This window comes from Streptomyces sp. NPDC002573 (genome assembly GCF_042889625.1).
GTDB classification, from domain to species: Bacteria; Actinomycetota; Actinomycetes; order Streptomycetales; family Streptomycetaceae; genus Streptomyces; species Streptomyces gibsoniae.
Map to the genome: position 1 here is coordinate 20,301 of NZ_JBIARC010000043.1, position 13,353 is coordinate 33,653.

The window sequence follows — 13,353 nt, forward strand, 5'->3', positions numbered from 1 at the left end:
GACTCCTCCGGGTCATGCGGGTTTCTTCCAGTGTCGCGGACCCCGGGGCGGGGTCCGCACGGTCCGGCCGCCGTGCGGCGGCCGGACCGAAGCATCCAGGGCTCAGACGCCCACCGTCGTCGGCTCCTCCGCGGCCGGCGCGCCACGGCCCGCGAGCCGCTCGCGCCAGGCGGTCAGCACGGCCTCCTCGGTCGGCTTCGTCGCCAGCGACACCACGACGTACGTCGCCAGCGAGGCCAGCAGCCCGTAGTAGACGGGCTCGTTGGCGAGGATGCCGTAGGTCGCCATCAGGGCGATGACCGCGAGACCGCCGACGGAGACCGAGGCGAGCGCGCCCTGCGCGGTGCCGCGCTTCCACAGCAGTCCGCCGAGGATCGGCACCAGCAGCCCGCCGACGAGCAGGTTGTACGCGACGGTCAGCGCCTCGACCACGTTGTTCAGCGCGATGGCCGTACCGATCACGGCGACCCCCATCACGAGGATGAAGACGCGGTTGCCCCTGACCTCGTCGTGCGCCTCGCCCCCGTCGCGGCGCACGACACCGCGCAGCCGCGACCAGATGTCGTTGTTGGCGACGGTCGCACAGGCGATGAGCGCGCCGGAAGAGGTCGACATCACCGCGGCGAGGGCCGCCGCGAGCACCAGCCCGCGCACACCGACGGGGAGTTCCTGCTTGACGATGGTCGCGAAGGCGTCGTCCGGGCTGCCCAGCTTCGGGAACAGCACCTTGGCGGCGGTGCCGATGACGGCGCCGGCAAGCGCGTAGACCAGGCAGTAGGTGCCGGCCACCGTGCCGCCCCACCTGGCCGTCGTGTCGCTGCGGGCGGTGAACACGCGCTGCCAGATGTCCTGTCCGATCAGCATGCCGAACGTGTAGATGAGGACATAGGTGAAGATCGTCTCGCCGCCGATGCCCAGCGGGTCGAAGTACGACGTCGGCAGCTTGGCCTTCATCTCGCTGAAGCCGCCCGCCCGCATCACCGCGAGGGGCAGCAGCAGAAGCAGGACGCCGATGGTCTTCACCACGAACTGCACCATGTCGGTGAGCGTGATGGACCACATGCCGCCGAGCGTCGAGTACGCGACGACGATGGCGCCGCCCAGAATGATCGCGACGGTCCGGTTCATGTCGAAGAGGACGTCGAAGATGGTGGCGTAGGCGATGGTCGAGGTGACCGCGAGCATCAGGGTGTACGCCCACATGACCACGCCCGAGATCACACCGGCCCGGCCGCCGTACCGGAGGTCGAGCATCTCGGAGACGGTGTAGACCTTCAGCCGGGCGATGCGCGCGGAGAAGAAGACGGAGAGGACGAGCAGTCCGAGGCCGATGGTGAACACCATCCAGGCGCCGGACAGCCCGTACCGGTAGCCGAGGCCGACGCCACCGATGGTGGACGCGCCGCCGAGGACGATCGCGGCCATGGTGCCGGAGTACATCGCGGGCCCGAGCCGGCGGCCCGCGACGAGGAACTCGCTCTTGGACTTGGCGCGGCGCATGCCCCACCAGCCCATCGCCAGCATGCCGGCGAGATAGACGACGATCACTGTGTAGTCGACGGCCATTGGGGCCCTCCTTCGCATACTTTCCGGTGGCGTGTCGTGCAGAGACGTAGAGGTTCCTGGGGAACCGGGACGTCGGCAGCGGACCGCGGGGACATCCGCCCGTACCCGCGGCTGCCGGTCTGCAGAGACACTAGGTGGCCGGAAAGCGACTCTGAAGTGTACGTTTCATCCATCTGAACCGAGCAGACTGGAGGAACCGTCCACCATGCCGGATCCGTCGTCACCGGCCGCTCCGGCGGTACCCCCCACACCACCGGTGCCGCTGTCGGCCCTGCTCGCCCGGGAGGACCTGGCCCTGCGGCAGATCGCCGGCCCGGCCGGCCCGGACATCGTGATCCACTGGGCGCACACCTCGGAGATGGCCGACCCCTACCCGTATCTGCTGGGGGGCGAGCTGCTGCTGACGGCGGGCGTGCAGATCCCCGAAGCGGCCGGCACCGGCGCGGGGGCCCCCGGTGGCGCGGGTCCTGGACCGGAGAAGTACTTCGACGACTACGTCTCCCGGATCGTGGCGGCGGGCGGCGCGGCACTCGGTTTCGGTCTGGCGCCGGTCCACGACACGGTGCCGCCCGCGCTGGTGGCGGCCTGCGACCGCCACGGGCTGCCGCTGCTGGAGGTCCCGCCGCAGACGACGTTCTCGGGCGTGGCCCGTGCGGTGTGGCAGCTGATGGCCCAGGCCCGGCTGGCCGAGCTGCGCCGTGTCACGGAGGCCCAGCAGAGCCTGGCCGCGGCGGCGGCCCGCCCGGACCCGATGCCCTCGGTGCTGCGGCAGCTGGCCCAGCGGGTCGCGGGCTGGGCGGTGCTCTACGGCCCGGACGGGACGCATCTCGCGGCGGCGGGGCGGGGGCCGGAGAGCGAGGTACGGGAGGCGATGGCGGAGCTGGCCCGGGTCGTACGGCCCGTCGGCACCGCGGCCGCGCCCTCGGCGGACGCCCCGCAGCCGGGTGCGCCCGCGGGGCCGGGCCGTACCCGCCCCGCTCCGTCCTCCGCCGCCGAGACCGTCGCCGGGACACATCTGGCCGCCTACGCGCTCAACCCGGTCCAGGGCTTCGTCCTCGGGGTCGCCTCCCCGCGGCGCGACCCCGGGGACCACACCATCGCCTCGGTCGCCGCGGTCCTGCTCTCCCTGCTGACCGGAGAGCATCACAGCGGAGCGGGCGCGGCGCGTTCGTCGGCGCTGGTACGGCTGCTGCTGGGCGCCGCACCCGAGGCGGTCGCACCGCTGCTCGGGGACGACCGGTGGATCGTCGTGCACGCCCGCCCGGACGCCCCGGCCCCCGAGGCCAAGCGGCCGCACCCCGGCGGCACCGGTCCGCACGACGCCATGGCCGCCGCCGCGCTCGGCGCCGCGCTAGGGTCCGCGCTGGTCGACCTCGAGGAGGGGGCGGTACGGGTCCTCGTCCCCGCCGACCGCGAACCGGCCCCGCTCCCGGGCTGGACCCTCGGCGTGAGCGCGCCCGTCCTCCCGGGCGACTGGCCCGCCGCCGACGCCCAGGCGGCCCGCGCCCTGACCCGCGCCCGCGCCACGCGTGCGCCGCTGGTGCGCCACGGCGAGCGCACGGGGCTGGCCGACCTGGTCCCGGCCGAGCAGGCCGAGCTGCACGCCCGCACCCTGCTCGCCCCGATCGCCGGGACACCCGCCCTGGTGGAGACCCTGCGCACCTGGCTGTCCCTGCACGGCAGCTGGGACCGTACGGCGGTCGCCCTGTCGGTCCACCGCAACACGGTGCGCCAGCGCATCGCCCGCTGTACGGCACTGCTGGACGCGGACCTGGACGACCCGGACGTACGGATGGAGCTGTGGTTCGCGTTGCAGCGGACGGGACAGGGCCGCGCGGCGCCCGCCCGCGCCGAGTGACGCACGTCCCACGCTGCGGAACAACGGCCGTCCCGGCGCAGCTCGACGGCACAATGGGGGCCATGCCGATACCCGGGACCCCCAGCCGCGCCGAGCTCGTCGACCACCTCGTCCGCACGCGCATCGCGGGCGACGTCGCCACGCCCCGTGAGAACAACCTCTCGCACTACCGCAAGCTCTCCAACGGCGACCGCAACTACTGGCTCGGCCTGGAACTCGGCGACCGCTGGACCGACGAGCAGGACGTGCTCGCCGTCATGGCGGAGCGCTGCGGCGTGAACGACGATCCCGAGTACCGCTACGGCCAGGACACCATCGACCCGGAGCTGACCGTCGCCGCCCTGGACCGTCTGGCGGCCCGCCTGCGCAAGGCCGCCGACAGCCGGCAGCGCGTGCTGCTGGCCACCGGGCACCCCGGGGGGCTCCTTGATGTGCACCGCGCCACCGCGGCCGCCCTGCGCGCCGCCGGGTGCGAGATCGTCGTCATCCCGGACGGACTGCAGACGGACGAGGGGTACGTCATGCAGTTCGCCGACGTGGCCGTCCTCGAGCACGGCGCCACCCTCTGGCACACGCACTCCGGCGAGCCGATGGGCGCGATCCTGAAGGGTCTGGAGGCGGCGGGCCGCCCGCTGCCCGACCTGGTCGTCGCCGACCACGGCTGGGCGGGCCGCGCGGGCCAGCTGGGCATCGACTCCGTCGGCTACGCGGACTGCAACGACCCGGCCCTCTTCCTGGCGGAGTCCGAGGGAACCGTCCAGGTAACGGTCCCCCTCGACGACCACGTCACCAGCCCCCGCCACTACGACCCGCTGACGGCGTACCTGCTCGACGCGGCGGGGCTGACGAACGGCGACTGAGCCCCGTCGCCACGCGGACGGCGGCCGCGTCCCGTCACCACGGAACGCGGACCACGCCCTCCTGGATCACCGAGACCGCCAGGCGGCCGTCCTGGGTGTAGATGCGGGCCTGGCCGAGGCCGCGGCCGCCGTGTGCGGAGGGGGACTCCTGGTCGTAGAGCAGCCACTCGTCGGCCCGGAACGGGCGGTGGAACCACATCGCGTGGTCCAGGGAGGCCCCGACGACATCGCCTATGGCCCAGCCGCCGCGCCCGTGCGCGAGCAGCACCGAGTCGAGGAGCGTCATGTCGGACACGTAGGTCGCGAGGACCACGTGCAGCAGGGGGTCGTCCGCGAGCTTGCCGTTGGTGCGGAACCACACCTGGGAGTGCGGCTCGCGGGGGTCGCCGAACTTCCCGTAGGGCGGCTCGTCGACGTACCGCAGGTCGATCGCCTCCCGGGCCTCCAGGAGGCGCTCCACCACCTGGGGGTCGAGGTGGCCATAGGAGCGCAGCCGGTCCTCGGAGGTGGGCAGGGTGGCCGGGTCGGGAGACGGCGGCATCGGGGCCTGGTGGTCGAGGCCCTCCTCGTCCGTCTGGAACGACGCGGACAGCGTGAAGATCGGCTTGCCGTGCTGTACGGCGACGACCCGGCGGGTGGTGAAGGAGCGGCCGTCGCGCAGACGCTCGACGTTGTAGACGATGGGCGCGCCGGGGTCCCCCATGCGCAGGAAGTACGCGTGGAGGGAGTGCGCCAGCCGGTCCGCGGGGACCGTGCGCCCGGCGGCGACCATGGCCTGGGCCGCCACCTGCCCGCCGAAGACACGGGGGACGACGGCGGACCGGGACTGGCCGCGAAAGATGTTCTCCTCGATCTGCTCCAGGTCGAGCAGATCGAGGAGACCCTGTAGTGCCTGACTCATGGGTCAGTTCTATCCGCAGGTGGTTGCGCCGGGCTTACAGGCCCATGTCCTTGGCGATGATCGTCTTCATGATCTCGCTCGTGCCGCCGTAGATGCGGTTGACGCGGTTGTCCGCGTACAGGCGGGCGATCGGGTACTCGTTCATGAAGCCGTAGCCGCCGTGCAGCTGGAGGCAGCGGTCGATCACGCGGTGGGCGACCTCGGTGCAGAAGAGCTTCGCGGAGGCGGCCTCGGCGGGGGTCAGCTCACCGGCGTCGAGGGCCTCCGTGGCGCGGTCGGCGACCGCCTCGGCCGCGTCCACCTCGGCCTGGCAGGCGGCCAGCTCGAACTTGGTGTTCTGGAAGGCGGCGACGGGCTGGCCGAAGACGGTGCGCTGCTGGACGTAGTCCTTGGCGAACCGGACGGCGGCCTTGGCCTGCGCGTAGGCGCCGTAGGCGATGCCCCAGCGCTCCGAGGCCAGGTTGTGGCCGAGGTAGTAGAAGCCCTTGTTCTCCTCGCCGAGCAGGTCCTCGACGGGCACCTTGACGTCGACGAACGCCAGCTCGGCGGTGTCGGAGGTCTTCAGGCCCAGCTTGTCGAGCTTGCGGCCGACCGAGTAGCCCTCGGCCTTGGTGTCCACGACGAAGAGGGAGATGCCGTGGCGGCGGTCCTCGGCGGTGGGCGCGGAGGTGCGGGCGCAGACGATCATGCGGTCGGCGTGCACGCCACCGGTGATGAAGGTCTTCGCGCCGTTGAGGACGTAGTGCGTGCCGTCCTCGGAGAGCTTGGCGGTGGTCTTCATGCCCGCGAGGTCCGAGCCGGTACCCGGCTCCGTCATCGCGATGGCCCACATCTCCTCGCCGGCGACGAACTTCGGCAGGTAGCGCTTCTTCTGCTCGTCGGTGGCGAGCAGCTTTATGTACGGCAGGCCGAGCAGCACGTGGACACCGGAGCCACCGAAGGACACGCCCGCGCGGGCGGTCTCCTCGTACAGGACGGCCTCGAACTTGTACGAGTCGATGCCCGCGCCGCCGTACTCCTCGTCGACCTTGATACCGAACACGCCCAGCTCGGCGAGCTTGTAGTAGAAGTCGCGCGGCGCCTGGCCGGCGGCGAGCCACTCGTCGTAGACGGGAACGACCTCGGCCTCGATGAAGGCGCGCAGGGTCTCCCGGAACGCCTCGTGATCCTCGTTGAACAGCGTACGGCGCACGCCGCCACCTCCGCGTACCTTGACTGTCTAAGCGCTTGCTCATATCAAACGTACCGGCGAGTAGAGGCGGGCGTCCAGAGGCCCCCTGGTAACGCTCGTCACGCTTCCCGGGCGGCCCTGGAGCGGAAGGCCTCCGCGAGCGCGGTGTTGACGAGCGTGACGGCGGCCAGGACCCCGGCTGCGACGGGGTGACCGACCGCGTACAGGGCGGCGGCGCCACCGCCGAGCACCACCGCCTTCACCACGAGAACGAGCGGTAGCCCCGGCCGCAGCCGGGCCCGGGGCGCGGCGAACAGGCCCCACACCGCGACGGCCAGCGCCGGAGTGGCCACACCGAGCACGATCCGAAGCGCACCTTCATGGCCCGCACCGAACCCCCACCAGCCCAGGCACACCAGGGCGGCGAGCTCGATCAGGAACGCGAGGACCTCGTTCACGGCGTACCAGGGTGGCACTCCGCTCATGGCCGCGTCGCCCGCCCCGCCGGCCGTACGGGCCTCCCCGGCCGCTCCGCCCCGTCCCGCCATCCGGCTCTCACCCCTTGTGCCGCGTCCGGCGTCTGCCGCCGTCACTGCCCCCCGGCCGCCGCGAAGGCGCCCCGGGCCATCCGGTGCAGCAGCTCCGCCGTGGCTCCCCGGCTCGGGAGGGGGCCCCGGCGGCTCAGGTGCGGGGTCGAGTTCAGCAGGCCGAAGACCGAGTGGACCGCCGAGCGGGCCGCCGGTTCCGTCAGCTCGGGGTAGACCTCGCGCAGGACCTCCACCCACAGTTCGACGTACTGCCGCTGGAGCTGGCGCACGAGCTTGCGGTCGCTGTCCCGGAGGCGGTCCAGCTCGCGGTCGTGCAAGGTGATCAGGGGACGGTCGTCGAGCGCGAAGTCGATGTGCCCCTCGATGAGCGAGTCGAGGACCATCTCGGGGGCGGCCGCCCCGTCGGCCTCCGCCAGGCGCCGCTTCGCCCCCGTCAGCAACTGGCCGCTGATCCCCACCAGCAGCTCCGCGAGCATGGCGTCCTTGCCCGCGAAGTGCCGGTACAGACCCGGTCCGCTGATGCCGACGGCGGCGCCTATCTCGTCGACCCCCACACCGTGGAAGCCACGCTCGGCGAACAGCCGCGCGGCCTCCTTGAGGATCTGCTCGCGACGGGTGGGGGCGTCGGTTCTGGTGGCCATGAAATCAATTCTAGACAGGGAGGTTAGCGGTCGTTAACCTGAAGGAAATGCGTTAACGCTCATTAACAAGGTGAGGGGACCGCAGGATGCTGGAGGCACCGGAGCTGACGAGCGCGGCAGAACCCGCGTCGGAGGCCTGGCGGGCCAATGAGGAGGCGCACCGCGCGCTGGGCGAGGCGCTGCGCGCCAAGCTGGCCGCGGCCCGCCTGGGCGGCGGCGAGAAGGCCCGTGCGCGCCACACCGCCCGCGGCAAGCTGCTGCCGCGCGACCGTGTGGACACCCTGCTCGATCCGGGGTCGCCCTTCCTGGAGCTGGCGCCCCTCGCGGCCGACGGGATGTACGACGGGCAGGCCCCGGCCGCCGGAGTGATCGCCGGGATCGGCCGGGTCAGCGGCCGCGAGTGCGTGATCGTCGCCAACGACGCCACGGTCAAGGGCGGCACGTACTACCCGATGACGGTGAAGAAGCACCTCCGGGCCCAGGAGGTGGCGCTGGAGAACCGCCTCCCCTGTCTGTATCTGGTCGACTCCGGCGGTGCCTTCCTGCCCATGCAGGACGAGGTGTTCCCCGACCGCGAGCACTTCGGGCGGATCTTCTACAACCAGGCGCGGATGTCGGGCGCCGGGATCCCCCAGATCGCCGCGGTGCTCGGGTCCTGCACGGCCGGCGGGGCCTATGTCCCGGCGATGAGCGACGAGGCCGTGATCGTGCGCAACCAGGGCACGATCTTCCTGGGCGGCCCGCCCCTGGTGAAGGCGGCCACCGGTGAGGTGGTGACGGCCGAGGAGCTGGGCGGCGGCGAGGTCCACTCGCGGGTGTCGGGCGTGACCGACCACCTGGCCGAGGACGACGCGCACGCGCTGCGGATCGTGCGGGCCATCGTCTCCACGCTTCCCGCACGCGGGAAGCTGCCCTGGGAGGTCGTCCCGTCGGTCGAGCCGAAGGTCGACCCCTTCGGGCTGTACGGCGCGGTCCCGGTCGACTCCCGCACGCCGTACGACGTGCGCGAGGTCATCGCGCGCGTGGTGGACGGCTCGCGCTTCGCGGAGTTCAAGGCGGAGTTCGGCCAGACCCTCGTGACCGGCTTCGCCCGTATCCACGGCCACCCGGTCGGGATCGTCGCCAACAACGGCATCCTGTTCTCCGAGTCCGCCCAGAAGGGCGCCCACTTCATCGAGCTGTGCGACCAGCGCGGCATCCCGCTGGTGTTCCTGCAGAACATCTCCGGCTTCATGGTCGGGCGGGACTACGAGGCGGGCGGCATCGCCAAGCACGGCGCCAAGATGGTCACGGCCGTCGCCTGCACGCGCGTACCGAAGCTGACGGTCGTCGTCGGCGGCTCCTTCGGCGCGGGCAACTACTCGATGTGCGGACGGGCCTATTCGCCGCGCTTCCTGTGGATGTGGCCGAACGCCAAGATCTCGGTCATGGGCGGCGAGCAGGCCGCGTCGGTCCTCGCGACCGTCAAGCGCGACCAGTTCGAGGCGCGCGGGGAGGACTGGCCCGCGGAGGAGGAAGAGACCTTCAAGGCCCCGATCCGCGCCCAGTACGAACGCCAGGGCAACGCGTACTACGCGACCGCCCGGCTGTGGGACGACGGTGTGATCGACCCGCTGGAGACCCGGCAGGTGCTGGGCCTGGCCCTGACGGCATGCGCCAACGCGCCCCTGGGTGAGCCCCAGTTCGGCGTCTTCAGGATGTGAGGGGGACCATGTTCGACACGGTGCTTGTGGCCAACCGGGGCGAGATCGCCGTACGCGTCATCCGTACGCTGCGGTCGATGGGCGTGCGCTCGGTGGCCGTCTTCTCCGACGCCGACGCGGACGCCCGCCATGTCCGGGAGGCCGACACGGCGGTCCGGATCGGTCCGGCGCCCGCGGCCGAGAGCTATCTCTCGGTGGAGCGTCTGCTGGAGGCCGCCGTCCGGAGCGGCGCCCAGGCGGTGCACCCCGGGTACGGCTTCCTCGCGGAGAACGCCGCGTTCGCGCGGGCGTGCGCGGAGGCGGGCCTGGTCTTCATCGGCCCTCCCGCGCAGGCGATCTCCCTCATGGGCGACAAGATCCGCGCCAAGGAGACGGTGCGCACGGCCGGCGTCCCGGTCGTGCCCGGATCCAGCGGCAGCGGCCTCACGGACGAGGAACTGGCCGCGGCGGCCGGGGAGATCGGCATGCCGGTGCTGCTGAAGCCGAGCGCGGGCGGCGGCGGCAAGGGCATGCGGCTCGTGCGGGACCCGGCGGTGCTGGCGGACGAGATCGCCGCCGCCCGCCGCGAGGCCCGTGCCTCCTTCGGCGACGACACGCTCCTGGTGGAGCGCTGGATCGACCGCCCCCGCCATATCGAGATCCAGGTCCTGGCCGACGGCCACGGCAACGTGGTGCACCTGGGCGAGCGCGAGTGCTCCCTCCAGCGCCGCCACCAGAAGATCATCGAGGAGGCGCCCAGTGTGCTCCTCGACGAGGCCACGCGCACCGCGATGGGCGAGGCGGCGGTCCAGGCCGCGCGCTCCTGCGGGTACGAGGGCGCGGGCACGGTGGAGTTCATCGTGCCGGGCGGCGACCCCTCGTCGTACTACTTCATGGAGATGAACACCCGCCTCCAGGTGGAGCACCCGGTCACCGAACTGGTCACCGGAGTGGACCTGGTGGAGTGGCAGCTGCGGGTGGCGGCGGGCGAGCCCCTGTCCTTCGGGCAGAAGGACATCACGCTCACCGGACACGCGGTCGAGGCCCGTATCTGCGCCGAGGACCCGGCCCGCGGCTTCCTCCCCTCCGGAGGCACCGTGCTGGCGCTGCGCGAGCCGCAGGGGGACGGGGTGCGCACGGACTCGGGCCTGACGGAGGGCACCGAGGTCGGCAGCCTGTACGACCCGATGCTCTCGAAGGTCATCGCCTACGGCCCCGACCGCGCGACCGCGCTGCGCAGGCTGCGGGCGGCCCTCGCCCGGACGGTCACGCTGGGCGTGCAGACCAACGCCGGCTTCCTGCGCCGGCTGCTGGCCCATCCCGCGGTCGTGGCGGGCGAACTGGACACGGGTCTGGTGGAGCGGGTGGTGGACACACTCGTCACCACCGAGGTGCCGCAGGAGGTCTACGAGGCCGCGGCGGCCGTCCGCCTGGAGGCGCTGAAGCCGAGCGGCGCGGGCTGGACCGACCCGTTCTCCGTGCCGAGCGGCTGGCGGCTGGGGGGCGAGCCGCGGCCGGTGGCCTTCCCCATGCGGGTGTCCGACCCGGTGGAGTACGCCCCGCGGGGCACCCACACGGTGACCGAGGACTCGGTGTCCGTCGTCCTGGACGGCGTACGCCACACCTTCCGGCGGGCCGGGGACTGGCTGGGCCGCGACGGGGACGCCTGGCATGTACGCGACCACGACCCGGTCGCCGCCTCGCTCACCCGGTCGGCGCACTCCGGCACCGAGTCGCTGACCGCGCCCATGCCGGGCACGGTGACCGTGGTCAAGGTGGCCGTCGGGGACGAGGTGACGGCCGGGCAGAGCCTGCTGGTCGTCGAGGCGATGAAGATGGAGCACGTCATCTCCGCCCCGCACGCCGGGACCGTCGCCGAACTCGACGTCACCCCCGGCACGACGGTCGCCATGGACCAGGTGCTGGCCGTGATCGCGCCGCACGAGGAGGACGGGGAGGCGACGGAATGACCGCTCAGGGACTGCCCATGGTCGTGCCCTCCGAGGACCTGCCCCCACGGGTCAGGATCCACGAGGTCGGCGCGCGCGACGGGCTGCAGAACGAGAAGAGCACGGTGCCGACGGAGGTGAAGGCGGAGTTCATCCGCCGGCTCGCGGACGCGGGCCTGACCACCATCGAGGCGACCAGCTTCGTCCACCCCAAGTGGGTGCCCCAGCTCGCGGACGCCGAGCAGCTGTATCCGCTCGTCGGCGATCTGCCGGTGGCGCTCCCGGTCCTCGTCCCGAACGAACGCGGACTGGACCGCGCGCTCGCGCTCGGCGCCCGCCGGATCGCCGTCTTCGCCAGCGCCACCGAGTCCTTCGCCAAGGCCAACCTCAACCGCACGGTGGACGAGGCCCTCGCGATGTTCCGGCCGGTGGTGGAGCGGGCGAAGGAGCACAAGGTGCACGTCCGTGGCTATCTGTCCATGTGCTTCGGCGACCCCTGGGAGGGGGCCGTGCCGATCCACCAGGTCGTCCGCGTCAGCAAGGCGCTGATGGACATGGGCTGCGACGAGCTGAGCCTGGGCGACACGATCGGTGTGGCGACGCCGGGCCATGTCCAGGACCTGCTGTCCGAGCTGAACGAGGAGGGCGTGCCGACCAGTGCCATCGGCGTGCACTTCCACGACACCTACGGCCAGGCCCTCGCCAACACCCTGGCGGCGCTCCAGCACGGCGTGACGACGGTCGACGCCTCCGCGGGCGGCCTCGGCGGCTGCCCGTACGCGAAGTCCGCCACCGGCAACCTCGCCACCGAAGACCTCGTCTGGATGCTTCACGGCCTCGGCATCGAGACCGGCGTCGACCTCGGCCGGCTCACCGCCACGAGCGTGTGGATGGCCGCCCACCTGGACCGGCCCAGCCCGTCCCGTACCGTCCGAGCCCTCTCCCACAAGGAGTGACCCCCATGGACCACCGACTCTCCCCCGAGCTGGAGGAACTCCGCCGCACGGTCGAGGAGTTCGCGCACGACGTCGTGGCGCCCAAGATCGGCGACTTCTACGAGCGCCATGAGTTCCCGTACGAGATCGTCCGCGAGATGGGCCGGATGGGCCTGTTCGGACTGCCCTTCCCCGAGGAGTACGGCGGCATGGGCGGCGACTATCTGGCGCTCGGTATCGCGCTGGAGGAACTCGCCCGGGTGGACTCGTCCGTCGCCATCACCCTGGAGGCGGGGGTGTCGCTCGGCGCGATGCCCGTCTACCGCTTCGGCACGGAGGCCCAGAAGCAGGAGTGGCTCCCGCGGCTGTGCTCCGGCGAGCTCCTGGGCGCCTTCGGTCTGACCGAGCCGGACGGCGGCTCGGACGCGGGCGCCACCCGGACGACGGCGCGGCTGGACCCGGAGACGGACGAGTGGGTGATCAACGGCACCAAGTGCTTCATCACCAACTCGGGCACGGACATCACCGGTCTGGTGACGGTCACCGCGGTGACGGGCCGTACGCCGGAGGGCCGCCCGCACATCTCCTCGATCATCGTCCCGTCCGGCACGCCCGGCTTCACGGTGGCGGCCCCCTACTCGAAGGTGGGCTGGAACGCCTCGGACACCCGTGAGCTGTCCTTCGTGGACGTGCGCGTCCCGGCCGCGAACCTGCTGGGCGAGGAGGGCCGCGGCTACGCCCAGTTCCTGCGCATCCTGGACGAGGGCCGGATCGCGATCTCGGCGCTGGCGACGGGCCTGGCGCAGGGCTGTGTGGACGAGTCGGTGAAGTACGCCAAGGAGCGCCATGCGTTCGGCCGGTCGATCGGCGCGTACCAGGCGATCCAGTTCAAGATCGCGGACATGGAGATGAAGGCCCACACGGCCCGGCTGTCCTGGCGCGACGCTGCGTCCCGTCTGGTCTCCGGCGAGTCCTTCAAGAAGGAGGCGGCCCTGGCGAAGCTCTACAGCTCCACCGTCGCCGTGGACAACGCCCGCGACGCCACCCAGATCCACGGCGGCTACGGCTTCATGAACGAGTACCCGGTGGCCCGGATGTGGCGCGACTCCAAGATCCTGGAGATCGGCGAGGGCACGAGCGAGGTCCAGCGCATGCTGATCGCCCGGGAGCTGGGACTGACGGGCTGAGCCCGCAGCACCGACCACAGCGATGAGGGGCCCGCGCCGCACCAGGCGCGGGCCT

The 13,353-nt window shown here is 72.1% G+C and carries 11 protein-coding genes; 6 read left to right on the forward strand and 5 right to left on the reverse strand.

Translation table 11 applies throughout. From position 1 onward, the window contains the following. Nucleotides 1-102: 102 nt before the first annotated feature. A complete protein-coding gene (locus tag ACFYX0_RS31705; RefSeq protein WP_355904060.1) occupies nucleotides 103-1,566 on the reverse strand; it encodes a sodium:solute symporter in 1,464 nt (487 codons plus the stop codon). Nucleotides 1,567-1,771: 205 nt separating this feature from the next. Here ACFYX0_RS31705 and ACFYX0_RS31710 point away from each other — a divergent pair, with 205 nt between their 5' ends. Further along, a complete protein-coding gene (locus ACFYX0_RS31710) occupies nucleotides 1,772-3,424 on the forward strand; it encodes a PucR family transcriptional regulator ligand-binding domain-containing protein (protein WP_388975282.1) in 1,653 nt (550 codons plus the stop codon). A 62-nt stretch (nucleotides 3,425-3,486) separates the two neighbouring features. Beyond that, the gene (locus ACFYX0_RS31715; protein ID WP_388975285.1) at nucleotides 3,487-4,284 is read left to right on the forward strand and encodes a phosphatase; all 798 of its coding nucleotides are present in this window, start codon (nucleotides 3,487-3,489) and stop codon (nucleotides 4,282-4,284) included. 34 nt (nucleotides 4,285-4,318) lie between these two features. Here the strand turns inward: ACFYX0_RS31715 and tesB are convergent, their stop codons facing one another. From tesB to ACFYX0_RS31735, 4 genes are all read right to left on the reverse strand, one after another. Beyond that, nucleotides 4,319-5,185 carry an acyl-CoA thioesterase II gene (tesB, locus tag ACFYX0_RS31720; RefSeq protein ID WP_388975288.1) on the reverse strand — a complete coding sequence of 289 codons (867 nt, stop codon included), beginning with the start codon at nucleotides 5,183-5,185 and terminating at the stop codon, nucleotides 4,319-4,321. Between the two features lie 34 nt (nucleotides 5,186-5,219). After that, complete coding sequence (locus ACFYX0_RS31725) at nucleotides 5,220-6,377, reverse strand: acyl-CoA dehydrogenase family protein (RefSeq protein WP_355904072.1); 1,158 nt, start codon at nucleotides 6,375-6,377, stop codon at nucleotides 5,220-5,222. A gap of 98 nt (nucleotides 6,378-6,475) precedes the next feature. Next, a complete protein-coding gene (locus ACFYX0_RS31730) occupies nucleotides 6,476-6,841 on the reverse strand; it encodes a YrdB family protein (protein WP_388975373.1) in 366 nt (121 codons plus the stop codon). 104 nt (nucleotides 6,842-6,945) lie between these two features. Beyond that, a complete protein-coding gene (locus ACFYX0_RS31735; protein ID WP_388975291.1) occupies nucleotides 6,946-7,545 on the reverse strand; it encodes a TetR/AcrR family transcriptional regulator in 600 nt (199 codons plus the stop codon). 86 nt (nucleotides 7,546-7,631) lie between these two features. Here ACFYX0_RS31735 and ACFYX0_RS31740 point away from each other — a divergent pair, with 86 nt between their 5' ends. The 4 genes from ACFYX0_RS31740 to ACFYX0_RS31755 are packed head-to-tail and all read left to right on the forward strand — an operon-like array spanning nucleotide 7,632 to nucleotide 13,298. Then, nucleotides 7,632-9,248, forward strand: coding sequence for a carboxyl transferase domain-containing protein (locus ACFYX0_RS31740; protein WP_388975294.1), 1,617 nt, complete (start codon nucleotides 7,632-7,634; stop codon nucleotides 9,246-9,248). Between the two features lie 8 nt (nucleotides 9,249-9,256). Further along, entirely contained in the window at nucleotides 9,257-11,197 is a 1,941-nt protein-coding gene (locus ACFYX0_RS31745; RefSeq protein WP_388975297.1) for an acetyl-CoA carboxylase biotin carboxylase subunit, read from the forward strand. Beyond that, a complete protein-coding gene (locus ACFYX0_RS31750; protein WP_311692579.1) occupies nucleotides 11,194-12,132 on the forward strand; it encodes a hydroxymethylglutaryl-CoA lyase in 939 nt (312 codons plus the stop codon). The genes ACFYX0_RS31745 and ACFYX0_RS31750 overlap by 4 nt, the downstream gene beginning before the upstream one ends. 5 nt (nucleotides 12,133-12,137) lie before the next feature. After that, nucleotides 12,138-13,298, forward strand: coding sequence for an acyl-CoA dehydrogenase family protein (locus tag ACFYX0_RS31755; RefSeq protein WP_388975299.1), 1,161 nt, complete (start codon nucleotides 12,138-12,140; stop codon nucleotides 13,296-13,298). The last annotated feature ends 55 nt before the right edge of the window (nucleotides 13,299-13,353 follow it).

What these genes read in the sequence shown, in the direction of transcription:
- ACFYX0_RS31730 (WP_388975373.1), bottom strand. Translation starts at nt 6,841, where the DNA reads ATGAGCGGAGTGCCACCCTGGTACGCCGTGAACGAGGTCCTCGCGTTC.
- tesB (WP_388975288.1), bottom strand. Translation starts at nt 5,185, where the DNA reads ATGAGTCAGGCACTACAGGGTCTCCTCGATCTGCTCGACCTGGAGCAG.
- ACFYX0_RS31745 (WP_388975297.1), top strand. Translation starts at nt 9,257, where the DNA reads ATGTTCGACACGGTGCTTGTGGCCAACCGGGGCGAGATCGCCGTACGC.
- ACFYX0_RS31740 (WP_388975294.1), top strand. Translation starts at nt 7,632, where the DNA reads ATGCTGGAGGCACCGGAGCTGACGAGCGCGGCAGAACCCGCGTCGGAG.
- ACFYX0_RS31710 (WP_388975282.1), top strand. Translation starts at nt 1,772, where the DNA reads ATGCCGGATCCGTCGTCACCGGCCGCTCCGGCGGTACCCCCCACACCA.
- ACFYX0_RS31705 (WP_355904060.1), bottom strand. Translation starts at nt 1,566, where the DNA reads ATGGCCGTCGACTACACAGTGATCGTCGTCTATCTCGCCGGCATGCTG.
- ACFYX0_RS31735 (WP_388975291.1), bottom strand. Translation starts at nt 7,545, where the DNA reads ATGGCCACCAGAACCGACGCCCCCACCCGTCGCGAGCAGATCCTCAAG.
- ACFYX0_RS31715 (WP_388975285.1), top strand. Translation starts at nt 3,487, where the DNA reads ATGCCGATACCCGGGACCCCCAGCCGCGCCGAGCTCGTCGACCACCTC.
- ACFYX0_RS31750 (WP_311692579.1), top strand. Translation starts at nt 11,194, where the DNA reads ATGACCGCTCAGGGACTGCCCATGGTCGTGCCCTCCGAGGACCTGCCC.
- ACFYX0_RS31755 (WP_388975299.1), top strand. Translation starts at nt 12,138, where the DNA reads ATGGACCACCGACTCTCCCCCGAGCTGGAGGAACTCCGCCGCACGGTC.